This window comes from Nonomuraea sp. NPDC003707 (assembly GCF_053587055.1).
Genome location: NZ_JBSFNK010000001.1, coordinates 26832 through 49580 on the forward strand (window position 1 = coordinate 26832; position 22749 = coordinate 49580).

17 protein-coding genes, 2 tRNA genes and 1 riboswitch are annotated in these 22749 nt (G+C 69.4%); of the genes, 10 read left to right on the forward strand and 9 right to left on the reverse strand.

Annotation, left to right across the window (positions count from 1 at the left end; all coding sequences use genetic code 11):
- Nucleotides 1–119: 119 nt before the first annotated feature.
- Nucleotides 120–1505: a glycoside hydrolase family 6 protein gene (locus ACWDRB_RS00125; protein WP_449891220.1), complete on the reverse strand. Its 1386-nt coding sequence runs from the start codon at nucleotides 1503–1505 to the stop codon at nucleotides 120–122.
- A gap of 28 nt (nucleotides 1506–1533) precedes the next feature.
- A complete protein-coding gene (locus ACWDRB_RS00130; protein ID WP_449891221.1) occupies nucleotides 1534–3723 on the reverse strand; it encodes a glycoside hydrolase family 9 protein in 2190 nt (729 codons plus the stop codon).
- Nucleotides 3724–4017: 294 nt separating this feature from the next.
- Between ACWDRB_RS00130 and ACWDRB_RS00135 the strand changes: the two genes are divergently transcribed.
- From ACWDRB_RS00135 to ACWDRB_RS00170, 8 genes are all read left to right on the forward strand, one after another.
- Nucleotides 4018–5301, forward strand: a complete 1284-nt coding sequence (locus ACWDRB_RS00135) for an ABC transporter substrate-binding protein (RefSeq protein WP_449891222.1) — start codon at nucleotides 4018–4020, stop codon at nucleotides 5299–5301.
- A complete protein-coding gene (locus ACWDRB_RS00140; protein ID WP_449891223.1) occupies nucleotides 5288–6226 on the forward strand; it encodes a carbohydrate ABC transporter permease in 939 nt (312 codons plus the stop codon). The genes ACWDRB_RS00135 and ACWDRB_RS00140 overlap by 14 nt, the downstream gene beginning before the upstream one ends.
- 2 nt (nucleotides 6227–6228) lie before the next feature.
- Nucleotides 6229–7050 carry a carbohydrate ABC transporter permease gene (locus ACWDRB_RS00145; protein ID WP_363965129.1) on the forward strand — a complete coding sequence of 274 codons (822 nt, stop codon included), beginning with the start codon at nucleotides 6229–6231 and terminating at the stop codon, nucleotides 7048–7050.
- Nucleotides 7047–8381 carry a GH1 family beta-glucosidase gene (locus ACWDRB_RS00150; protein ID WP_449891224.1) on the forward strand — a complete coding sequence of 445 codons (1335 nt, stop codon included), beginning with the start codon at nucleotides 7047–7049 and terminating at the stop codon, nucleotides 8379–8381. Before ACWDRB_RS00145 ends, ACWDRB_RS00150 begins: the two co-directional genes overlap by 4 nt.
- Nucleotides 8382–8398: 17 nt before the next feature.
- Complete coding sequence (locus tag ACWDRB_RS00155; RefSeq protein ID WP_449891225.1) at nucleotides 8399–9370, forward strand: LacI family DNA-binding transcriptional regulator; 972 nt, start codon at nucleotides 8399–8401, stop codon at nucleotides 9368–9370.
- The gene (locus ACWDRB_RS00160; RefSeq protein WP_350722032.1) at nucleotides 9367–10329 is read left to right on the forward strand and encodes an aldo/keto reductase family protein; all 963 of its coding nucleotides are present in this window, start codon (nucleotides 9367–9369) and stop codon (nucleotides 10327–10329) included. Before ACWDRB_RS00155 ends, ACWDRB_RS00160 begins: the two co-directional genes overlap by 4 nt.
- Before the next feature lie 82 nt (nucleotides 10330–10411).
- Nucleotides 10412–11413 (forward strand): LacI family DNA-binding transcriptional regulator, encoded by a 1002-nt coding sequence (locus ACWDRB_RS00165; RefSeq protein WP_449891226.1) that lies wholly within the window; start codon nucleotides 10412–10414, stop codon nucleotides 11411–11413.
- Between the two features lie 98 nt (nucleotides 11414–11511).
- On the forward strand, nucleotides 11512–12723 hold the full coding sequence (locus ACWDRB_RS00170; RefSeq protein ID WP_449891227.1) for a hypothetical protein: 1212 nt from the start codon (nucleotides 11512–11514) through the stop codon (nucleotides 12721–12723).
- A 61-nt stretch (nucleotides 12724–12784) separates the two neighbouring features.
- Here the strand turns inward: ACWDRB_RS00170 and ACWDRB_RS00175 are convergent, their stop codons facing one another.
- Nucleotides 12785–13930, reverse strand: a complete 1146-nt coding sequence (locus ACWDRB_RS00175) for a sensor histidine kinase (RefSeq protein ID WP_449891228.1) — start codon at nucleotides 13928–13930, stop codon at nucleotides 12785–12787.
- Nucleotides 13931–13932: 2 nt separating this feature from the next.
- Nucleotides 13933–14589, reverse strand: a complete 657-nt coding sequence (locus ACWDRB_RS00180; RefSeq protein ID WP_449891229.1) for a response regulator transcription factor — start codon at nucleotides 14587–14589, stop codon at nucleotides 13933–13935.
- Between the two features lie 119 nt (nucleotides 14590–14708).
- On the opposite strand from ACWDRB_RS00180, the gene ACWDRB_RS00185 reads away from it, so the two are divergent.
- Together ACWDRB_RS00185 and ACWDRB_RS00190 are read left to right on the forward strand one after the other, a co-directional pair.
- Nucleotides 14709–15794, forward strand: coding sequence for a serine hydrolase domain-containing protein (locus tag ACWDRB_RS00185; RefSeq protein ID WP_449891230.1), 1086 nt, complete (start codon nucleotides 14709–14711; stop codon nucleotides 15792–15794).
- Nucleotides 15795–15976: 182 nt separating this feature from the next.
- The gene (locus ACWDRB_RS00190; RefSeq protein WP_449891231.1) at nucleotides 15977–17548 is read left to right on the forward strand and encodes an alpha/beta fold hydrolase; all 1572 of its coding nucleotides are present in this window, start codon (nucleotides 15977–15979) and stop codon (nucleotides 17546–17548) included.
- A 131-nt stretch (nucleotides 17549–17679) separates the two neighbouring features.
- Here ACWDRB_RS00190 and ACWDRB_RS00195 read toward each other — a convergent pair.
- The 5 genes from ACWDRB_RS00195 to ACWDRB_RS00215 form a co-directional block, all read right to left on the reverse strand.
- A tRNA-Leu gene (locus ACWDRB_RS00195) sits at nucleotides 17680–17767 on the reverse strand.
- A gap of 145 nt (nucleotides 17768–17912) precedes the next feature.
- Nucleotides 17913–17988 (reverse strand) — tRNA-Pro (locus ACWDRB_RS00200).
- Between the two features lie 169 nt (nucleotides 17989–18157).
- Nucleotides 18158–19213: a mechanosensitive ion channel family protein gene (locus ACWDRB_RS00205; protein ID WP_449891232.1), complete on the reverse strand. Its 1056-nt coding sequence runs from the start codon at nucleotides 19211–19213 to the stop codon at nucleotides 18158–18160.
- Between the two features lie 17 nt (nucleotides 19214–19230).
- Nucleotides 19231–20226, reverse strand: coding sequence for a ribonucleotide-diphosphate reductase subunit beta (locus ACWDRB_RS00210; protein WP_449891233.1), 996 nt, complete (start codon nucleotides 20224–20226; stop codon nucleotides 19231–19233).
- A 10-nt stretch (nucleotides 20227–20236) separates the two neighbouring features.
- Nucleotides 20237–22426 (reverse strand): ribonucleoside-diphosphate reductase subunit alpha, encoded by a 2190-nt coding sequence (locus ACWDRB_RS00215; protein ID WP_449891234.1) that lies wholly within the window; start codon nucleotides 22424–22426, stop codon nucleotides 20237–20239.
- A 125-nt stretch (nucleotides 22427–22551) separates the two neighbouring features.
- Nucleotides 22552–22746, reverse strand: a riboswitch (cobalamin riboswitch).
- Nucleotides 22747–22749: the final 3 nt, after the last annotated feature.

A 22749-nucleotide genomic window follows, 5' to 3' on the forward strand; every position in this document is an offset into this window, starting at 1 on the left:
CGCGAAGAGCGGGTGGATGAATAAGCGTGGTTTGCGCAGGCAACTCGGCGTTCCCGGACGACCCGTCGGCGGGTGGGCCGGGAAACCCCGGCCCACCCCCGATGGGAATGGCGGCTTGCTCAGATTCCGTCGATCAGCCGGATGGCGATGTCCGGGCTGAACGTTCCGGCGGGCACGTTCGGCGCGATGCCGCAGTTGCCGTCCGAGTCGCCGGGGACCTTGACCCAGAGCAGCATCTCGGCGCCGCCGCCGACCTGCGCGGTGGTGCCGAGCTTGCGGCCCGACGGGTTGCACCATTCGCCGTTGGAGCCGTTGCCGTTGCGGCTGGTGTCGATCACGAATTTGGCGGTGCCGCCGAGCGCGGAGTTGATCGCGTTGGCGTAGGTGGTCGACTGGCTGGTGGTGTAGTAGTTGGAGACATTGACCGAGAAGCCGCGGACGTTGGCGACGCCCACGCTCTGCAGCCGGGATGCCATGGTCGCCGGTGCCGTCCAGCCGGCGTTGCCGGCGTCGAGGTAGGCCCAGGTGTTGGCGGCCTTGTCGCGGAACTGCTCGGTGGCGTAGGTCAGCATGCGGATGCGTTCCTGCCGGGCCGTCTCGCTCATGCAGTCGAAGTCGCCCAGCGAGTCGGGCTCGATGACGACGACCGCGGGGCGGTTGCCGATGCCGGAGGCGAACGCGGAGATCCACGTCTTGTACGCGGCTTCGGTGCCGGCGCCGCCGCCGGAGTGGCCGCCGCACGCGTCGCGGCCGGGGATGTTGTACGCGACCAGGACCGGCAGTTTGTCGGCGCTGTCGGCCGCGCCCACGAAGCTGGAGACGGCGGCGGCGATGTCACCGCTCCAGTTGCCGAACCACCGGGCCATCGGCTTGGAGCCGATCGAGGACTGGATCCGGGCCGCCCGGGAGTCGCCGGAGTTGTTCCTCACCCAGACCGCGGGGTTGGAGTTGGGGTCGACGTAGAAGCCGCTCGTCATGCTGATCGGACCGGACCCCGACGTCGTCTCGGTGAGGGAGACGTTGTCGAGGTAGACGGTGTGGGCGGCGTTCTTGCCGAGCTGGAACGACACCTGTCCGGCCGCCGTGCTCAGGCTGGAGGTGAAGGGGAAGCTGAAGCGCTTGCTCGTCGTGGTGAGCGCGATCGGCTGCGTCAGGGTGTTGGTGTACGGGCTGTCGGCCAGTTGCACGGTGGTGACCGCGCTGACCGAGGCGGAGGCGGTGGCGTCGAAGGACAACGTGTAGGACTTGCCGCTGGTCAGGGCGATGTTGTTCTGGGCCACCATGGCGTCCCACGGGTTGGCCGTGCCACCGGTCACGTTGACGCGCAGCCGCCCCGTGTCCACCGCCATGGAGGTGTTGGCGGAGTTCCACCATGGCGTGGTGCCGGAGCTGAAGGTGCCGTTGACCACCAGCTCGGTCGCGGCTGTGGCGGGCGTCGCGACGGCCACCGACAGGGCGGTCACCGTTGCGGCCGTGATGGCCGCCAACCGGGTTAATACTCGCATGTACTGCTTTCCTTTCTGGGATCCCCTGTCACAGGGAGTCGGCGAAGGCGGCGATCCAGGCGAGGGATGAGTTCCAGTTGATCGCCACCTCGTTGGTGGACCAGGAGCCGATGTCGTCGATGTAGCACTTGGCCGGTGCGCAGCCGGCGAGGTTGCGCTGGGCGACCGGGTCCTGGAGACCGGAATTGGGGCCTCCGGCCAGGGAGCCGGGGGCGGGGTTGGGCAGGCTCGGGTCGATCTGGTGGGCCCAGAATCGGTGGTGCTGGTTGTGGCTGGCCCGCTCGCCGTACCCGGTGACGTAGGACTGGTTGAGCGCGTTGCGCCCGAGCAGGTAGTCCATCGACTCCAGGACCGCTTGGCGGTAGCGGCGGTCGTGGGTGAGGTCGTAGGCCGTCGCCATGATCACTGCGCTGTTGGTCGTGGCGCTGGTGGAGCCCCAGACGTACGTGCCGTCGGCCGGAAGGTAGGGGTTGGCGTACCCCTGGGCGTTCATGTCGCGCACGTAGCCGTCGGCCACGGACAGCACCCGCTTGCGCGCGGCGGCGAACATGGCGGAGGGGAAGCGGCCGGGCAGCCGGGCGACGGCCAGGTCGGCCAGCGCGCCGGTCGACTGCCAGGAGAACCCGTCCGCGGTCAGTTTCGTGGTGACGAAGGGCAGGTAGGAGCGCTTGCCGGTGGTCGCGTACAACTCGGCGGCGGCCCAGGAGAACTCGTCGGAGACGTCGGTGTCGTCGTAGGCGCCCCCGCCCTCGCCTCCCGGTGGTGCGAAGAGGTCGGGATGCGCGCGGGCCGCACGCCAGGCGGTCTCGGCGGCCTCAAGGCAACGCCGGGCGAACGCGCGGTCCCATGCCTTCCAGATCCGGGCACACTGGGCGCCGGCGGCGGCGAGGTTGAGCGTCGCGGCGGTGGAAGGCGGATAGAGGTAGCGCGGCTGTGCGTCCAGATGCGGGATCGTCGGGTGTCCGGTCCACGCGGCGTCGTGCACCTTGTGGTGGACCAGGCCGCTGCCGGGCACCTGCATGCGGAGCAGGAACTCCATCTCCCAGCGGGCCTCGTCGAGCACGTCCGGGACGCCGTTGCCGGCCTCGGGGATGCGCAGCAGGCCGTCGCGCATCCCCTCCCGGTCGCCCTGCCCGCGCGAGCGCTCGTAGAGATCCATGAGCTGCCAGGCGGCCAGAGCGCCGTTCACGACGTATTTGCCGTGGTCGCCCGCGTCGTACCAGCCTCCGCGCACGTCCAGCGTGTGGTCGCAGGCGCCGGGCAGGCACGGGACGCGGGTGTCCCCCTGGTTCGGTGCGACGCCGAGGTGCCCGGCGGGCCTGGCGTAGGCGTCGCCGACGTACTCGGCCTCGATCGGGATGCCGCTGCGGTTGTGGTAGAAGTACGCCAGCGCGTCCCTGCGCAGCCCGTCGTACACGTCGTCGCCGATCTCGAACGGCAGGCTGACCTGGTCGCCGACCGCGAGCGTGTAGCCGGTGCCCGCCTTGCGGACCGACGAGAAGTCGGCCACGTGCACCTGGTCGCCGGACATCGCGTCGGCGCCGTGCACCCGGGTGCGGCCCTGGGCCACGGCGGCGCCGCTCGGGTCGAGCAGGCGCCAGTCCAGCGGCTGCGTCCCGGGGTTGACGATCGTGGCGCGCTTGGGGCCCGAGATCGCGTAGCCGTGCTGGTTGACCCGCACCGGCGAGCCCAGGTCCCGGACGCCACCGGGTGGGAGCACCCCGCCGACCAGGGAGATCTCGTCCAGGCAGAGCGTGTACGGCTCCGTCGCGCCGCCCATCTGGAAGGTCACCTGTCCGTGCGCGTCCGAGACGTTCGACGTCGCGGTGTACTCGAACGTCCGCGGCGTGGCCGTCAGCTCGGGCCGCCGGTCCAGAGGCGTGGTGTACGGCGGGCCGGCGAGCTGGACGGTGGTGCGGATGGTGACGTCCCGGCTGGCGGAGGCGGTGAAGCGGAGCGTGTACGGCTGGCCGTCCTCCAACGGGACGTCGTTCTGGCCGATCATGGAGTCCCACGGGTTCGTCGTTCCGGCGGGGACGTCGGCGCACAGCCGGCCCGATTCGATGCGTGACGGGGTGTTCTGGCCGCTCCACCAAGGGTCCTTGCCGGCATCGAAGCCGCCGTTGAGTAACCGTTCGTAGGAGTCGGCGTGCGCGGGGGTCGCGAGGCCGGCGAGGAGGAGGACACAGGCTGCGGACAGCCTGAGTATGGCGGACATACCGGGACCTTTCAGGTCGCTGGACAGATCGTCCCCGGCACACCGCGGCGTCAGTGCCGGATCTTCCGCCACGGCATCACAAGCTGTCAACCGTTTCGCGGAGATTGATCCTTGTTCTCTTCGCCCTCTTCTCAGCCGTGCGACAATCCCCTAACATCGGCTGGGAGCGCTCCCAATAATGCACGGATTTCGCACAGGAACACCGGCACAATCCGCGGCGTCAACGCAGGTAGTCGAGTGTATCAAGCGGATCAGTCCCCACTGGAACCGCTCCCGGAAGCAGGGAGATATGACATGACGACAAGGCTGGCGCGGCCGCTGCTCGCCGCCACCCTCACCGGCCTGCTCGCGGCGTGCGGCACCGGCGCACAGACGCCGGACACCGCGACCCAGGGAAAGATCACCCTGGTGGTCAAGACCTTCAGCGAGTTCGGCTACGAGGAGCTCTACAAGCAGTACGAGGCCGCTCATCCCGGGATAACGATCAAGCAGGAGAACATCGCCCAGCTGGGCGACTACCTGCCCAAGCTGCAGCAGTGGATGGCCTCGGGCAGCGGCGCCGGAGACGTGGTCGCGCTGGAGGAGGGCATCCTCATCCAGTTCATGGCCAAGCCCGAGCAGTTCGTGAACCTTCTCGACCACGGAGCCGGGTCGCTGAAGGCCGACTTCCTGGAATGGAAGTGGAAGCAGGCGCTCACGAACGACGGCTCCAAACTCGTCGGGCTCGGCACCGACGTCGGCGCGCAGGGCATGTGCTACCGGACGGACCTGTTCGCCAAGGCCGGGCTGCCCACCGACCGCGAGAAGGTCGGCGAGCTCTGGCCGACCTGGGACGCCTACCTTGCCACCGGGCAGAAATTCGCTCAGGCCAAGACGGGAGGGCACTTCTTCGACTCGGCCGGCGGCATCTATCAGAACATCCTGATGCAGCAGGGCGACCACACCTATTACGACACCTCCAACAACCTGGTGATCGACACCAATCCCGGGGTGAAGGCGGCCTGGGACCAGACGGTCAAGATGATCCAGGGCGGGCTGTCGGCGAACCTCGCGCAGTGGAGCCCGCAGTGGAACGCCGGGTTCAAGAAGGGCACGTTCGCCACCATCCCGTGCCCGTCCTGGATGCTCGGCGTCATCAAGGAGCAGGCGGGGCCGGAGAACACCGGCAAGTGGGACGTGGCGCGCGTGCCCGGCGACGGAGCCGTTCGCGGCGGCTCGTTCCTGGCGGTGCCGACGCAGAGCAAGCACCAGAAGGAAGCGGCCGAGCTGGTGAAATTCCTCACCAGCCCGAAGGGCCAGATCGCGGCGTTCAAGGCCAAGAGCAACTTCCCCTCGTCACCGCAGGCCATCGACGACCCGGCGGTGCAGGGCTTCGTCAACGACTACTTCAACAACGCCCCCGTCGGGAAGATCTTCGGATCGAGCGCGAAAGCGCTCAAGCCGGTCTACCTGGGGCCGAACAACAACCCGGTCGGTGACCGCGTCGGCAACGCGCTGATGGCCGTCGAGCAGGGCAAGCTTCAGCCGGCCGAAGCCTGGACCAAGGCCGTCGAGGACGCCAAGCGTGCTGCGAAGTAGCAAGGTGCCATCCGCCGCGCACGCGAGGTCGCGGGCGGGGCTGCTGTCCCGCCTCGACCTGGTGGGCTCGCCCTACCTCTTCGTGGCGCCGTTCTTCGTGATCTTCGGGGTCTTCGGGCTCTTCCCGCTGCTGTACACCGCGTGGGTCTCGCTGCACGACTGGGACCTGGCGGGGGACACGGGGTTCGTCGGGCTGGCGAACTACGCGGATCTGTTCGCCGACCCCGACTTCTGGAACGCGGTCGTCAACACACTCGGCATGTTCGTGCTGGCCACGGTCCCGCAGTTGCTCCTGGCGCTGGTCGTGGCGAGCCTGCTCAACCAGCGGCTGCGCGCGCTGACGTTCTTCCGGATGGGGGTGCTCGCGCCGATCGTCACCTCGGTGGCGGCGGTGGGCATCGTCTTCAGCCAGATCTTCGACCGCGACGCCGGCATGGCCAACGGCCTGCTCGCCCTGCTGGGCGTGGACGCGGTGGACTGGCGGGCGGACAAGTGGTCGTCCTGGCTGGCGATCTCGGTCATGGTCGACTGGCGATGGACCGGCTACAACGCGCTGATCTTCCTGGCCGCGATGCAGTCGGTGCCGCGCGACGTGTACGAGGCGGCGGCCATCGACGGCGCCTCCAAGGTCAGGCAGTTCTGGGGCATCACGGTGCCGCTGATCCGGCCGGCGATCCTGTTCACAGTGATCATCTCGACCATCGGCGGCATGCAACTGTTCACCGAGCCGCTCATCTTCGGCCAGGGCGGCTACGCCATCTCCGGGGGCAGCCTGCGGCAGTTCCAGACCGTGGCCATGTACATGTTCGAGAAGGCCTTCAAGGACTTCGACTACGGCTACGGCTCGGCGGTCGCCTGGATGATCTTCCTGCTCATCGTGGTCTTCGCCCTGGTCAACTTCCTGGTCACGCGGAGAGCGAGATAGCCGTGCGAAACTCCGGACCCCTGGTCTACCTGACCCTGCTGGCGGCGATCGCGCTGTCGGTCTTCCCGCTCTACTGGCTGTTCGTCGTGGCCACCAGGGCCAACGACGTCGTCGGCGACTGGCCGCCGCCGCTCACCCCGGGTGGCAACCTGGGCGAGAACGTCACGCGGCTCTTCGCGGCCGAGGACGCCAATTTCCTGCTGGGGATGGTCAACTCCGCGATCGCCTCCGGCACCGTGACCGTGTCGGTGGTGTTCTTCTGCTCGCTGGCCGGCTTCGCATTCGCCAAGCTGCGCTTCCGCGGCAGGAACGCGCTGCTGCTCGTCATCCTGGCCACGATGATGATCCCGGTCCAGATGGGCATCATCCCGCTCTACATGATCATGGTGGAGCTCGGCTGGCAGAACCGGCTGCAGGCGGTCATCGTGCCGTTCCTGGTCTCGGCGTTCGGCGTCTTCCTGATGCGGCAGTACGCCGAGCGGGCCGTCCCCGACGAGCTGGTCGAGGCGGCGCGGGTGGACGGCTGCTCGACCTTCGGCATCTTCTGGAAGGTCGTGCTGCCGGCCCTGCGGCCGGGCGCCTCCGTGCTGGGGTTGTTCACCTTCATGGGCACCTGGAACGACTTCCTGTGGCCGCTGGCCGTTCTGGAGGCCGACAACCCGACCGTCCAGTTCTCGCTCAGTCAGCTGTCCAGCACTTACTACACGGACTACACGCTCATGTTCTCCGGAACGCTGATCGCCACGCTGCCGCTGCTGGCCGTGTTCCTCGTATTCGGCCGCCAGATCATCGGCGGCATCATGGAAGGAGCCGTCAAGGCGTGAACACGTTCGATCCTGGCTTTCTCTGGGGGGCCGCCACCTCGAGCTACCAGATCGAGGGGGCGGTCGCCGAGGACGGACGCGAGCCCTCGATCTGGGATGTCTTCTCCGCGCAGCCCGGCAACGTGCGCGAGGGCCACACCGGCGACGTCGCCTGCGACCACTACCACCGCTACCCCGACGACGTCGCCCTCATGGCCGAGCTCGGCCTGCGCGCCTACCGCTTCTCCGTGGCCTGGCCGCGGGTGCAGCCGCTCGGATCCGGGGCCGTCAACCAGCGCGGCCTGGACTTCTACCGGCGTCTCGTGGACGAGCTGCTGGGGCGCGGGATCGAGCCGTGGCCGACGCTGTACCACTGGGACCTGCCCCAGCCGCTGGAGGACGCCGGCGGCTGGCCCGTGCGGGAGACGGCCCTGCGCTTCGCCGACTACGCCGCCGCCGTACACGACGCGCTGGCCGACAGGGTGACGCACTGGACCACGCTCAACGAGCCCTGGTGCTCGGCCTACCTCGGGTACGCCACCGGAGAGCACGCGCCCGGCCGGCGCGAGCCCGCCGCCGCCATCCGTGCCGTGCACCACCTGCTGCTCGGTCACGGCCTGGCGGCGAGCGCCATGAGCGGCTCGCGGGTCGGCATCACGCTGAACCCCACCCAGGTCAGCCCCGCGACCGGTTCGGCCGAAGACCTGGAGGCCGCGCGCCGCATCGACGGCGTGGCCAACCGGATCTTCCTGGACCCGCTGTACCGGGCCGCGTACCCGGCGGACGTCATCGCCGACCTCGCCGCCGTGACCGACTTCGAGCACGTCCATGACGGCGACCTCAAGACGATCGCCGCGCCGCTGGACTTCCTCGGCGTCAACTACTACACCCCGGCCATCGTCTCTGGCGACGGTCTCGCTCTCCCGCCGGACAAGCCGACCCCGTACGTCGGATCGGAGACGGTGCGGTTCGTGGACGGCGGGCGGCCGCGGACCACCATCGGATGGGAGATCGACGAGAGCGGGCTGTCCGACCTGCTCCTGCGGCTCGCCCGCGACTACCCCGTGACCGCCCTCTACGTCACCGAGAACGGGGCGGCCTACGACGAGGAGGCGCACGACGCCGACCGGATCGCCTACTTCGACGGCCACCTGCGCGCCTGCCATGACGCCGTGGCGCAGGGAGCGCCGCTGCGCGGCTATTTCGCCTGGTCCCTGCTCGACAACTTCGAGTGGGCACACGGGTACTGCCAGCGCTTCGGCCTGGTCCACGTCGACTTCGCCACGCAGCGCCGTACCCCCAAGGACAGCGCGCGCTGGTACGCCGAGGTGATCAGGCGCGGTGGGCTGTGAGGCCCACGATCGAGCAGGTGGCCACACGCGCGGGGGTCGGCCGGAGCACGGTCTCCCGCGTGGTCAACGGCTCCTCCAAGGTGGGCCCGAAGACCAGGCTCGCCGTGCAGAAGGCCATCGAGGAGTTGCGCTACACCCCCAACCGGGCCGCGCGTTCGCTGGTCACCCGGCGCACCGACACGGTCGCGCTGGTCATCTCCGAGTCTCCCGAGCGGGTGTTCAGCGACCCGTTCTTCGCGGGAGCGGTACGCGGCATCGCGGCGCAGCTCACGACGTCCGGCAAGCAGTTGCTGATCACCATGGCCCGGTCGGGCAGCGAGCGGCCGGCCTTGGAGGCCTATCTCGGGGGCGGCCACGTGGACGGGGTCCTGCTGCTCTCGCTGCATCACGAGGATCCACTCCCTGCCCGCCTGGGGGAGCTCGGCGTCCCGGCGGTGGTGGGTGGCAGGCCGCTCGATCCCGCTCTCGCCGCCCATGTCGTGGACGTGGACAACCAGGCCGGAGCGTACCTGGCGGTACGGCACCTGATCGAGCGGGGGCGGCACCGGATCGCGACCATCACGGGGCCCATGGACATGCTCGTCAGCGTCCACCGGCTGGGAGGCTACCGCGACGGCCTGATCGCCTCCGGGCTCGAGGAGAATCCCGATCTCGTGGCGGGCGGGGACTTCAGCGAGCAGAGCGGCGCCGAAGCCACGCGGGAGCTGCTGGCCCGCAGGCCCGACCTTGACGCGGTGTTCGCCGCCTCCGACCTGATGGCCCTGGGCTCGCTGCGGGTGCTGCGCGAGGCAGGCCGCGCCGATGTGGCCGTCGTGGGCTTCGACGACTCGCCGTTCGCCGAGCAGGCCGGGCTCACCTCGGTCCATCAGCCGGTCGAGGACATGGGGCGGGAGATGGTCCGCCTGCTGCTCATGCTGATCGACGGCGGGACGCCGAGCCGATCCGTCCTCGTCCTCACCCCACACCTCGCGATAAGGGAGACTTCATGAAATTTCGCCATCTGGGGCGCAGCGGGCTCATGGTCAGCGAGATCGCCTACGGCAACTGGCTGACCGAGGACACCGTCGAACCCTGCGTGCACGCCGCCCTCGACGCCGGGATCACCACGTTCGACACCGCCGACGCCTATGCCGAGACCCGCGCCGAGGAGGCGCTCGGCCAGGCGCTGCGGGGCGTCCGCCGCGATTCGGTGGAGATCCTCACCAAGATCTACTGGCCGACCGGCACCGGCCCCAACGACCGCGGCCTGTCCCGCAAGCACATCATGCGCTCGATCGACGGCTCCCTGCGCCGCCTCGGCACCGACTACGTGGATCTCTACCAGGCGCACCGCTACGACTACGCCACCCCTCTGGAGGAGACCCTGCGGGCCTTCGACGACCTGGTGCGAAGCGGCAAGGTCCTGTACGTCGGCGTCTCCGACTGGACGGCGGAGCAGATCGCCGACGCGCTGCGGATCGCCGACGACCTGGGCCTGGACCGGATCGTGTCCAACCAGCCGCAGTACAACCTGCTCCGCAGGGTCATCGAACCGGAGATCCTCCCGCTGTGCGCCAAGGAGGGTGTCGGCCAGCTCGTCTACCAGCCGATGGCCCAGGGCGTGCTGGCCGGGCGCTACTCCCCCGGCCAGGCGCCGCCCGCCGAGGCGCGCAGGGAGTTCGTGGGCCGCCTGCTCACCGACGACGTCCTGACGCGGGTGGAGCGGCTCCGCCCGATCGCGGCGGACCTCGGGCTGACCATGGCGCAACTGGCGATCGCCTGGGTGCTGCGCGGCCCCGGGGTCTCGGCCGCGATCGTCGGCGGCTCACGGCCCGAGCAGGTGCGCGACAGTGCGGCGGCGTCCGGGGTGCCCCTCGCGGACGACGTGCTCGGTACGATCGACCAGATCGTGGACGACGTGGTGGAACGTGTGGCCGACGGGCCGTTCAGCCCGCTCACCAGGCCCTGATCAAAATTGGGAGCGCTCACAGACTGGAAGCCTGGTACGCTCCGCATGACCAGCAGGTACACACTTGGGAGCGCTCCTAAAAATGACGGATCGGCAGCCGACGCTGGACGAGGTGGCCAGGCGGGCGGGAGTGTCCAGGGGCACGGTGTCCCGGGTGATCAACAACGCCCCGCATGTCAGCCGGGCCGCTCGGCAGGCCGTGGAACGAGCCATCAAGGATCTGGGCTACGTGCCCAACGTCGCCGCCCGCTCGCTGGCCACCCAGCGCAGTGGCGCGGTCGTGCTGGCGGTCTCCAGCGACGACCAGGCCCTGTTCACCAACCCCTTCTTCGCCGAGGTCATCGTCGGGGTGAACGCCGTCCTGGAGGAAACCGACCTTGAGCTGCTGCTGATCCTGGCCGCCTCCGAGCGCGGCCGCAACCGGCTGGCCCGTGTCCTGCAGTCACGCAGGGCCGACGGTGTCATGCTGCTGGCCCTGCGGGAGAACGACCCCCTGGCGAAGGTGGCCGCCCAGGGCGGCGTCCCCGTGGTCTACGGCGGACGCTCCCTCGGCGGGTCCAACGACTGGTACGTGGACGCCGACAACCGCGACGGCGCTCGCCAGGCGGCCGAATACCTGATCTCCACCGGCCGCACCCGGATCGCGACCATCACCGGGTCGCTCGACATGCACGTCGGCGTCTCCCGCTACCTGGGCTTCCGCGACGCGCTGGCGCTGGCCGGACTCGGAGACGAGCGGGTCGCGCACGGCGACTTCACCGAGGCGAGCGGAGCCGCTGCCATGGCTCACCTCCTGAAAGAGCACCCGGACCTCGACGCCGTGCTGATCGCCTCCGACGAGATGGCCGCGGGCGCGCTCGGCGTGCTGAAGGAGCACGGCCGGGCCGTGCCCGACGAGATCGCGGTCGTGGGGTTCGACGACGTGGTGACCGCCCGGCACACCCATCCCGCCCTGACCACGGTGCGCCAGCCCATCAAGGCCCTCGGCCGCGAGATGACCCGCATGCTGCTCGCCCTGATCCGCGGCGAGGAGCCCACCCCGCTCATCCTCCCCACCGAGCTGGTCATCCGCGAATCCGCTTGAACGCCTGTCGCGGCACGGCATGCGACCGCCCGAACATCCTTACCGGGCCGCACGTCCATGCCGAACTGGAATCATCCACGCAATGAAAGGACCGGTACGTGCTCAGGAAGTTACTCGGGGTCGCCGTCGCGGCCGCCATCGCGATCTCCACCGTCCCCGCGGTCGCATACGGTGACACACCGGACCCCGAGGAGGAGACCGCCATCGAAGACCCCGCGGTTTCCGAACTGGAGGACATCCGGCAGACAGCGGCCGAGGAAGGCATCACGCTCGAGGAAGCCACAGCCCTCTATGGCTGGCAGGACGACTTCGCCGCGGCAGCCAACCAGGCGAGGGACTCCTACCCGGACACGTACGCCGGAGCGGTGATCGCCGAGGACGGCCGAAGCGCGTGGATCGCGTTCAAGGGCGAGGCTCCGGCGGCAATGGCCGACCTGACCAGGACCGTGCCTGTCCCTGTGCGGGTCATCGGCGGCCGCGCCTACTCCGAGGAGGAGCTGAGGCAGACGCTCAAGACCACTCACTACAGCATCCTCGACCGGCCCGACGTCGCCACCAGCGCGGGCGAGTACGACATCGAGACGGGTGTCGTGACCATCGAGACCCAGCCGAAAGAGCCGCTCACCGACCCGGCGGCCAAGGAGCGTTTCCGAGCTCGGTTGCAGCCCGTGCAGGCCGCGAACTCCGCCGTCAAGGTCGAGGTCAAGGTCGTCGACCAGCTGGAACTCGTACCCGAGGCGTACATCCGCGGCGGCGGATACCTGGACGACGACGACAAGATCTGCACCACGGCGTTCACCGTCAAACAGGGCAGCGTACGCGGGGTCGCCACGGCCGCCCACTGCGCCGGCAGCTCCACGGTGCAATACCTCAACCACGGCACGTCCAGCTTCAACACCATCACCCGTCAGCGTCGCCACGAGGGCGGCCACGGTGACATGGCCTGGTACTCCCGCGGCAGCTACACCGCGGCGCGGACGTTCTACTGGAACCACAGCAAGACCCGGTACGTCGACGACACCCGCTGGTCCGTGCAGGGCCTGGCCGTCTCCAACTTCGGCCGGAGCACCGGCTACAAGGGCAGCCCGAAGGTGTACCGGATCAACATATGCGTGGACCGTCTGTGCGACATGGTCGCCATGGACAAGCACTACACCAAGGGCGGCGACAGCGGCGGCCCGTGGTTCCGCGGTAACACGGCCTACGGCATCCACATGGGCTGGACGCGCATCGGCGGGAAGAAGCGGTCCGTGTACAGCGAGGTGAGGTATCTGCCGCAAGCGCTGGACATCTCCGTGTTCGAGCGCTGAGCGGACTCGGGCGGTGGGCGCCCCCGCCGCCCGAGGACAGGTCGCGGCGCGATCGAATTCATCACTGCGGGAGGTCGATGGTGATGTCGAGGCCGCCGTCGGTGCGGGCGGTAACTGCGATGCGTCCTCGGTGGGCGAGGGTGATCGCGTGGACGATCGACAGTCCCAGCCCCAGGCCGTCGGTGCGGACGCGGGTGCCTTGCCCGTGCACGAACGGCTCCAGCAGCGTCTGCGCCTCGCCGGGCGGGATCTTCCGGCCGGTGTTGGAGATCCGCAGAACGGCGCGTCCGCCTGCCGTGCCGGTGTCGACGCTCAGGTGCCCGCCCGTCCGGTTGTAGCGGATTGCGTTGTCGACCAGGTTGCCGATCATGCGTTCCAGCAGGACAGGTTCGCCGGTGACCGGTGCCGGCCGGAGCCTGGGGCGGACGGCGAGGTCGGCGGCTGCGCCCCGTGCCCGGGCGGCGTCGAGGGCGGCGGCCGCGATGTCGGCCAGGTCGGCCGGGTGCCGCGCTGCGAGCCCGGCCTGGCTGCGGGCCAGCAGCAGCAGGCCGTCCAGGACACGCTGCATGTGCTCGACGGCGTCGCGGGCGTCGCCGGCCATCGCGAGCAGCTCAGCGCGGCTGGGGTGTCCGTCCAGGGTGACGTCGATCGCGGTGCGGGCGGTGGCCAGCGGAGTGCGCAGTTCGTGGGCGGCGTTGGCGGTGAACAGCCGCTGGCTGTCGAGTATCCGGTCGCGCTCGGCGATGCCGCGCTGGATGCGGTCCAGCATGTCGTTGACCGTGCCCGCCAGCGCCGACAGCTCGTCGGCGGGGGTGGTGACCGGGACCCGTTCAGTGAGGTTCTCGGCCGACAGCCGCCGGGCGGCAGAGGAGATCACGCGGATCGGCCGCAACACCCGCCCGGCCACCAGCCAGCTCAGGACGGCGGCCAGGGCGGTCACCACGACGAGCGCCAGAGCGGCCTGGGGCATCAGCGCGGACAAGGTGTCGGCCTGCACCCGGTCGGCAAGAGCGCGCGCCCCGTCCCGCGCCGTCATACCCGGCGGAGAGGTGCCGGTCGGGTCCAGCTGGGTGAAGAACACGCGGCGCCGCATCAGCAGGTACGTCAGCCCGGTCAGCGCGGCCCCGGCGGCCAGCACCAGGGCGGTCTGCAGCAGGGCCAGCCGGGCCCGGGCGGTCAGCCGGGCCCGGGCGGTCAGCCGGGCCATTCTCAGGCGCCGATCCGGTAGCCGGCGCCGATGACGGTCTCGATCACCGGCGGGTCGCCGAGCTTGCGGCGCAGCGTGCCCACGGTGATCCGGACCGCGTTGGTGAACGGGTCCGCGTGCTCGTCCCACACCATCTCCAGCAGCGTCTCCGCGCTGACCACGTCTCCACCGGCGGCGAGCAGTTGCTCCAGCACGCCGAACTCCTTGGGCGTCAGCCGCAGCAGCCGCCCGTCCCGCTCGGCGCTGCGCCGGGCCGGATCCAGCGCCACATCGCCGGCGCGCAGCACAGGCGGGCGGGCCGGGGCGCTGCGCCGCACCAGGGCGTGCACGCGGGCGACCAGCTCGGAGAACGCGAACGGCTTGCCCAGGTAGTCGTCCGCGCCCAGCATCAGCCCGCCGACCCGGTCCTCTACCGCGTCGGACGCGGTCAGCATCAGCACCCGCGACTCGCCCCTGTGGGCGAGCCGGCGGCACACCGCGTCGCCGTGCACGACCGGCAGGTCCCGGTCCAGGACCACCACCTCGTACGGCGTGAGCTCGCACTTGTCCAGCGCGCTCTGGCCGTCCAGCGCGACGTCGACGATGAAACCGTGCTTGCGCAGCCCCGCTTCGATGTACCCGGCCAGGGGCTGCTCGTCTTCGACCAGGAGCACACGCATCCGGGCAGTATCGCAACACCCGCATATGGACCACATATGGTCCGCCGATCGCCCGCCGATAAGCGCCGCCCGATAGATGTGATCACCCTCAAAGTCCCACAGAGAGAGGATCACAAGAAGTGAGCCGTTCACGAACGGCCGGCCTGACCGGGCTGGCATCCGCCATGCTGGCGTTGAGTCTCCAAGCACCCGCAACCGCCGCCGACGAGGTCAAGCTGGGAGACGTCCAGCAGGCGATGACGAACGTGGCGAAGACCGCCGGTGTGGTGGGCGCCATCGGCGAGGTGTACATCGACGGCAAACGAATGGGCCAGGGGACGGCGGGATCACGCCTGTTCGACGGCAAGGGCGGGCGTATCCCCCCGAACTCCCGTTACCGCATCGCGTCCCAGACCAAGCTCATGGAGGCCGCGATCATCCTGCAACTGGTCGGGGAAGGCAAGCTCAGCCTGGACGACAAGCTCAGCGACGTCCTGCCCGAGGTGGCCGAACACGACTATGTGGACCGGGCCGGCGAGATCACCGTGCAGCAGCTGATCCGCCACACCTCCGGCATCCCCGACTTCATGGAAAGCGGGAAGTTCGACGTCTTCGACTTCACCACCGCCTACAAGCCGATCGACCTGGTCAAGGCCGCACGTACCGTCCCCCGCCAGGGCGAGCCGGGACAGTATCGCTACTCCACTACCAACTACGTCCTCCTCGGCATGATCATCGAGAAGGTGACCGGCCATGACCGGGCCGCCGAGTTCAAGCGGCGCCTGTTCGCCCCGCTCGGTATGAGGCACACCTATCTGGCCACCAAGATCTCCGACCAGATCAAGGGCCCGCACGGACACGGCTACTACCCCGACGCCAAGGGCGTACCACGCGACGTCGACCGGCTCAACGCCACCATCGGCGCCGAAGGAGCGATCTCCACCGCGCACGACGTCAGCGCCTTCTACCGCGCGCTCAACCAGGGCAAATTGGTGCCGTCGGACCTGCAACGACAGCTGCCACGGCCGTTCCCCGAACTGTGCGGCGGAACAGTCGCTTCGGCATCGGGCGGCATGCCCGGAATCAACTCCGTCACCTTCTCCTCGACCGACGGCCGGATCCAGTTCGCGGTGGCCGCCACCCTGAAGATCGATAACGAGAAGGCCATGGCCGTCGGTGACGCCATCAAAGAGGCCGCGGAAGCCGTGCTCTGCCCCGGCCAGTAACCGAAGCCCTCCACGGCGGGCCGACGGGGCACCACGTCATACGGCGCGACCTCGCATGTGCCCAGAGCACACGCGTCCGGGCAGTATCGCAACGCTCGCATGGGGACGCGTACGGTCCGCCGATCGGTGCCGGCCGGTGGATGTGATCGCCCTTGAGAACCCCGAAAGAGAAGACCATGACAATGAGCCGTGAGAGAACGAGCGGCATCGCCGGGCTGGCAGGCGCGGTGCTGGCATTGAGCCTCTCCGCACCCGCTACCGCCGCCGAACCTGCCGCCGCGAGCGCCATGACGAACTCCGATGTGTCGTCCGTTCAGTGGAAATCCTGCCCGTCCTACTCCGATGAGGTGGTCCGGAGCCTGCGCGTGGCGCAGGAGCGGCTTCCGGCCTTCCGCACCCAGTTGAAGCGCCTGCGGTGCGGGACGGTCAGCGTCCCGCTCGATCACCGCGACCCCGCCGGGCGGACGATCGACATCGCGGTGACGCGGCTGGCCGCCACCGACGAGGCGCACCGGCTCGGCGCCCTCGCCGTCCTGCCGGGAGGACCTGGCCAGAGCGGCTATCTGGACCCGATCTTGCGGGCCGCGCTCAACAAGGAGACGGCAGCGGTCAACGGGCGATACGACATCATCGGCTTCGACCCGCGAGGGGTGGGCTACAGCACCAAGGTCGCCTGCCCCACCTGGCCCGGAGGCCCGCAGCAGCCGGGCGCGGTGACCAAGGAGGCGGCCAGGAAGGGCTACGACGCCCAGGTCGCCGCCAACCACAAGTGCGGACGCTCCGACCCCGCCTTCCTCGGCCGGCTCACCACCGACAACGTGGCCAAGGACCTGGACCTGGTGCGGGTCGCCCTGGGTGAGCGCGAACTCAACCTGCTCGGCCTGTCCTGGGGCACCTCTTTGGGCATGGTGTACCGCAGCCTGTTCCCCGAGCGCACCGGGCGGGCCTTCCTGGACAGTACCGCGCCGCCGTGGACCGATCTCATGAAGCACACCGAGGGCAGCGCGCAGGCGGCCGAGCGGAACTTCGGGCGCCTGGCCACCTGGCTGGCCCACCGCCATGAGACCTACGGTCTCGGCGCAACCCCCCGGCAGGTGCGCGAGCGGGTGGCGAAGCTGGTCCGCGACTACGACAACGGCCCCAAAACCTACGCCGACCTGCCGCGGCCCATTGACGGCTCGGCTGTCGCCGACCTGGCCAAACGCGTCTCGACCGAGTGGGCACGCGCGGGCAAGGCACTGGCTGAACTGCGGACGGCGACCGGCACCACCGCCCCGCCCGCCGTCAAGGAGATGCTCGGCGGCGGCCAGATGATGGGGACGCCCCTGCCCGGCGCACCGGAAACGCTGAACCTGACCATGAACTGGGCGGTCAAGTGCAACGAGGACCGTAGCCGGCCCGACTTCACCACCGCCTGGCGCGCCTACCAGCAGCTCGTCAAGCGCCATCCGGCGACCGGCCGGTCCTGGGGACTGGGAGGCGCCATGTGCCAGGGATGGCCGCTGCCCGTGCAGCAGCCCACGCTGAAGCGGGACGGCGGGTCACTGGTGCTGGCCGGGCACCTGCATGAGTTCATGTCCGTCTACGACTGGACGCTGCAGAGTCGGCGCGCCATCGGCGGCACCGTCTACACCGTCGCCGACGACGTACACGTCTCGGCCGCTCGAGTGCCCGAGTGCGCCGCCGACGTGGTGAAGTACTTCGAGACGGGCCGGATCGACAAAGGCTGCAAGGGCAGCGGAACCCCGGCCTGACCATCGATGCACGCCCCGGTTGCCGGCGACGATTCTCCTTCCCTTGACGAAAGGCTGACCCATAATCCGCAGGTCCCGATCGCCACCGGGCTCGCTGACGGACCCTGAACCCCCGCCTCCTGGGTCGTGCGTGCGCTCGGGGGGAGTCGAACCCCCACGCTCCTTGCGGAGCACTGGATCCTGGGTCCAGCGCGTCTACCGAAGTTCCGCCACAAGCGCTTGAACCGGCCTACGCCGGCCTTGCCGGTTGGGCCCCGGGCTTGGCTGGCGTGGGCCGGCCCGGGGCGGGGGCCGGGTCCGGCCGGGGGGCGCCATTCCCGCCGGTCAGGCCGTGGCCCGCGGCCCTCTTCTTTCAGGGCCGCTGTCCGAGTGGCAGGATTCGAACCTGCGGTGCTCCTGCTCCCAAGGCAGGCGGGCTGACCAAACTGCCCCACACTCGGTCGTCAACAAATAAGCCGCCCCGGTGCACTCCGAGACGGCTTTCCGATAATCGGCTCGGTTATCCGGAAAGCCCTTGCCACAGTCGGGGGTAGCTCATTTCGCTGCCTTTCTTTCGTGCGGCTGGACAATGTCCACGGTAAAGGAGTGATCGGCGGCGGTGCCACACATTTATTTCTGCGCGCGCGATTCCGGGGTTTCCACGCGGAAGTGGGGCAGGGACTCGGGGTAGTTGTCCCTGACGTGATTGACCAGGAACTCACGTACGTCGCACTTGAGGTCCCACGAGGACGGCGAGTCCGCGGCGCTCATCAGGGCGCGCAGTTCCACCAGGCCGTTCGGCAGCACGTCGGTGACCTGGAGCGTCCAGTCCTTCTGGTCCCACAGCGGGTTGCCCTGCAGGAACTCGTACAGCGCCTCCCGGAGTTTGGGCACCGGCACCGACCAGTCCACGCGCAGGAACACGACGGCGAGGACGCGGCTGCCGTGCCGGGTCCAGTTCTCGAACGGGTTCTGGGTGAAGTACGACACCGGCAGGACCAGGCGGCGCTCGTCCCACAGGCGCACGACGACGTAGGTGAGCGTCAGCTCCTCGATCCGGCCCCATTCGTTCTCCACGACGACCACGTCGTCGAGCCGGAGCGCGTCGCTGAAGGCCAGTTGGAGGCCGGCGAGGGCGTTGCCGATGGTGGGCTGGGCGGCGATGCCGACGATGGCGCCGGCGATGCCCGCCGAGGCCAGGATGCCCGCGCCGAGCGCGCGGACCTGCGGGAACGAGAAGAGCATCGCGCCGATCGCGATCACGATGATGACCGCGGCGGCGATGCGGCGGACCAGCCCGATCTGCGTCATGATCCGCCGCGCCCGGCGGTTGCGCTCCCCTTCGACCAGCACCAGCCGGTCGAGCACCACGTCCGTCAGCGCGTACGTGGCCTGCACGATCAGCCAGGTGACGGCGGCGATGGTGGCCAGGCCGAGCACCCGGTTGACGGTCGCCGCGACGGCCTTCGCGTCCGCGCTCGTGCCGAACATGTCCGGCGCGAATGCCAGGTTGAAGGCCGCCACGACCGCCACGGTGAAGGCGGACCACGTGCAGTGCTCCACCAGGTGCCGGGGGAACGCCCATTTGCGTCCGACCCTGTTCAGCACCCTCCGGACCAGCTCAACCAGGAGGATCGAGCCGATCACCGAGATCACGAGAATCGGCCAGCCTGCTGGAGACTGCACGCCTATGCCCCCTATGTCTAGAAAGACTCGTCAAAGGTCACATTGCCCTCAACTGCCACTTGATACGCAGAGACACGCCGTTCGAAGAAGTTGGCCAGCTCCTGCACGTCCTGCAGCTCCATGAACGCGAAGGGGTTGGCCGAGCCGTACCTCGTGGGCAGGCCCAGCCTGGCCAGCCGCTGGTCGGCGACGTATTCCAGGTATTGGCGCATCTGTGCGACCCCCATGCCGGGCATGCCGTCCCCGCAGAGGTCCTCGGCGAAGGCCAGCTCGGCGGCCACGGCCTCCTCCACCATGAGAGTAACCTGTTTGCCCAGCTCATCGTCGAAAAGGTCTGGCTCCTCGGCCCGCACAGTCTCCACCACGCTGAAGGCGAACTCCATGTGCATGGACTCGTCGCGGAAGACCCAGTTCGTCCCGGTGGCCAGGCCGCCGAGCAGGCCCCGGGAGCGGAACCAGTAGACGTACGCGAAGGCCCCGTAGAAGAACAGGCCCTCGATGCAGGCGGCGAAGCAGATGAGGTTGAGCAGGAAGCGCCGGCGGTCGTCCCGCGTCTCCAGGCGCTGCAGCTCGTTGATCGAGTCGATCCACTTGAAGCAGAATTCCGCCTTGTCGCGGATCGAGGGGATGTGGTCGATCGCGGCGAAGGCCTTCACCCTTTCGGCGGGATCCGGCAGGTACGTGTCCAGCAGCGTCAGATAGAACTGGACGTGCACGGCCTCCTCGAACAGCTGCCTGCTGAGATAAAGGCGTGCCTCAGGGGCGTTGACGTGCTGGTAGAGGTTGAGCACGAGGTTGTTGGCCACGATGGAGTCGCCGGTGGCGAAGAACGCGACCAGCCGGTTGATCAGGTGCCGCTCCTGCGGCGTCATCCTGGCCAGGTCGGCGAGGTCGGTGTGGAGGTCCACCTCCTCGACGGTCCACGTGTTGCGAATGGCCGCGCGGTAGCGCTCGTAGAAGTCCGGGTAGCGCATGGGCCGCAGCGTGAGGTCCATACCTGGGTCGAGCAGCACAACAGTCTCCTTACTGGCAGGCTTCGCAGGTCTCGGGGTTCTCAAGGGAGCAGGCGATCGCTTCTGCAGAGGCCGCCGGTGCCGCCTGGACGGTGGTCTGGGCGATGCGGGTGGCGGGCCGGGAGCGCAGGTAGTACGTGGTCTTCAGGCCCCGCTTCCAGGCGTAGGCGTACATCGACGAGAGCTTGCCGATGGTCGGGCTGGCCATGAAGAGGTTCAGGGACTGGGACTGGTCGATGTACGGCTGGCGCGCGGCGGCCAGGTCGATCAGCGCCTTCTGCGGCAGCTCCCAGGCGGTGCGGTAGAGCACCTTGAGGTCGTCGGGGATGCCGGGGACCGTCTGGACCGAGCCGTCGGCCCGCTTGATGTCGTCCCGCAGCTGCTGCGTCCACAGCCCGCGCGCCTGCAGATCGGCCACCAGATACCGGTTGACCTGCAGGAACTCGCCCGACAGCGTTTCGCGCTTGAACACGTTGGACACCTGCGGCTCGATGCACTCGTAGCAGCCGGCGATGGAGGCGATCGTGGCGGTGGGCGCGATGGCGATCATGAGCGAGTTGCGCAGGCCGGTGCGGGCGACCTTCTCCCGCACGGCGTCCCAGCGCGGCGTGCTCGTGACGTAGTGGTCCGGGTGCAGCACTCCCCCGGCCGCCCGCGTCTCGGCGTACGACGGGTGCCGGCCGCGCTCGGCCGCCAGGTCGGCCGAGGTGTCGTACGCGGCCAGCGCGATCTCCTCGGCGATCCTGGTGGACAGCTCCAGCGCCTCGGGCGAGTCGAACGGCAGCCGCAGCGTGAAGAACACGTCGGCCAGGCCCATGACGCCGAGCCCGATGGGCCGCCAGCGTCTGTTCGCCGCCTCGGCCTCGGGCGTCGGGTAGAAGCCCAGGTCGATGGTCCGGTCCAGGAAGCGCACGGCCGTTCGCACGGTGCCGCGCAGCCGGTCCCAGTCCAGGTCCCAGTCCAGGTCACCGGCCAGGTCACCGGTCAGGAGGTGGGCGGCCAGGTTGATCGAGCCGAGGTTGCAGACCGCGGTCTCGGCGTCGCTGGTGACCTCCAGGATCTCGGTGCACAGGTTCGACAGGTGGATGACGTTCCCGGGGCGGCCGGTCTGGTTGGAGGTGCGGTTGGCGGCGTCCTTGAAGGTCATCCAGCCGTTCCCGGTCTGGGCGAGCGTGCGCATCATCCGGCCGTACAGGGTCCTGGCCGGGATCTGCCGGACATGTCGCCCGGCGGCCTCGTACGCGCGATACGCCCGCGTGAACGCGTCACCGTACAGATCGGTGAGGTCGGGCACCTCCTTCGGGTCGAACAGCGACCAGACCTCGTCCGCCTCCACCCGGCGCATGAACTCGTCGGGCACCCAGTTCGCCAGGTTCAGGTTGTGGGTGCGGCGGGCGTCCTCGCCGGTGTTGTCGCGCAGCTCCAGGAACTCCTCGATGTCGGCGTGCCAGGTCTCCAGGTAGACGCAGGCCGCGCCCTTGCGCCGCCCGCCCTGGTTGACGGCCGCGACGGACGAGTCGAGCGTGCGCAGCCACGGGACGATGCCGTTGGAGTGGCCGTTGGTGCCCCGGATCAGGGAGCCGCGCGAGCGCACCCGGGTCCAGGCGATGCCGATGCCTCCGGCGTACTTCGACAGCCGCGCCACCTGCCCGTACCGGTCGTAGATCGCCTCCAGCTCGTCGCGCGGCGAGTCGAGCAGGAAGCACGACGACAGCTGCGGGCGGCGCGCGCCCGAGTTGAACAGCGTGGGCGAGCTGGGCAGGTACGACAGCGTGGACATGAGCGCGTAGAGCTCGGCGGCCTCCGCCACCGACTCCGACAGCCCGCAGGCCACGCGGAGGAAGAAGTGCTGCGGGCGCTCCAGCACCGCCCGCGTCTCGGGGTGGCGCAGCAGGTAGCGGTCATAGACGGTGCGCAACCCGAAATACTCGAACCGGTCGTCCGCCTCCACGGAGACCAGCGCGTCCAGCTCGGCGGCGTGCGCGGCGACGAACTCCGCCAGCCCGTCCTGGATCAGCCCGGCCGCGTGGGTGGCGGCGATGGACTCGGAGAACGTCCGCACCCCGTGCGCGGCGGCCTCGTCGGCGATCTCCTCGGCCAGGAGCCGGGCGGCGACCCGGGAGTTGGCTGGGTCGGTGATGACCCGGGCGGCGGCCTCCTCGATGGCCAGACGGCGATCGACCTCGATGATCTGCGTCACGTGCTCTCTCCTCGCGAGCTCGTCCCCCGTGAGGGCGCGCGAGAGCACGGCGGCACGGATCATCCCCCGGCCGTTTCGCTCCCCGGCCCTCCCGCGAGGCCATGGTCACTTCGTGCCGGGCGGGCGGCCCGGGCACGCCGCTGGCAGGTCTTCGGGCTCGCGGGCGCGCGCATCGCTCCTACTGGCCGTCGCTTCCCAGATCGCTCCAGTGCACCTGACGGCGGTCGTTCCCGCTCACCGCTGCGGGGCAGCCCCGGAATCACACCGGGTTCCCTTTTGCTCCGCCTCCGGAGAGGCGAACCAGCGACGAGCAGGATCCTACA

Coding starts and splice junctions, on each gene's coding strand:
- ACWDRB_RS00175 (WP_449891228.1), bottom strand. CDS start 13,930: ATGGCCCGGCTGACCGCCCGGGCCCGGCTGACCGCCCGGGCCCGGCTG.
- ACWDRB_RS00125 (WP_449891220.1), bottom strand. CDS start 1,505: ATGCGAGTATTAACCCGGTTGGCGGCCATCACGGCCGCAACGGTGACC.
- ACWDRB_RS00160 (WP_350722032.1), top strand. CDS start 9,367: ATGAAATTTCGCCATCTGGGGCGCAGCGGGCTCATGGTCAGCGAGATC.
- ACWDRB_RS00190 (WP_449891231.1), top strand. CDS start 15,977: ATGAGCCGTGAGAGAACGAGCGGCATCGCCGGGCTGGCAGGCGCGGTG.
- ACWDRB_RS00180 (WP_449891229.1), bottom strand. CDS start 14,589: ATGCGTGTGCTCCTGGTCGAAGACGAGCAGCCCCTGGCCGGGTACATC.
- ACWDRB_RS00130 (WP_449891221.1), bottom strand. CDS start 3,723: ATGTCCGCCATACTCAGGCTGTCCGCAGCCTGTGTCCTCCTCCTCGCC.
- ACWDRB_RS00165 (WP_449891226.1), top strand. CDS start 10,412: ATGACGGATCGGCAGCCGACGCTGGACGAGGTGGCCAGGCGGGCGGGA.
- ACWDRB_RS00135 (WP_449891222.1), top strand. CDS start 4,018: ATGACGACAAGGCTGGCGCGGCCGCTGCTCGCCGCCACCCTCACCGGC.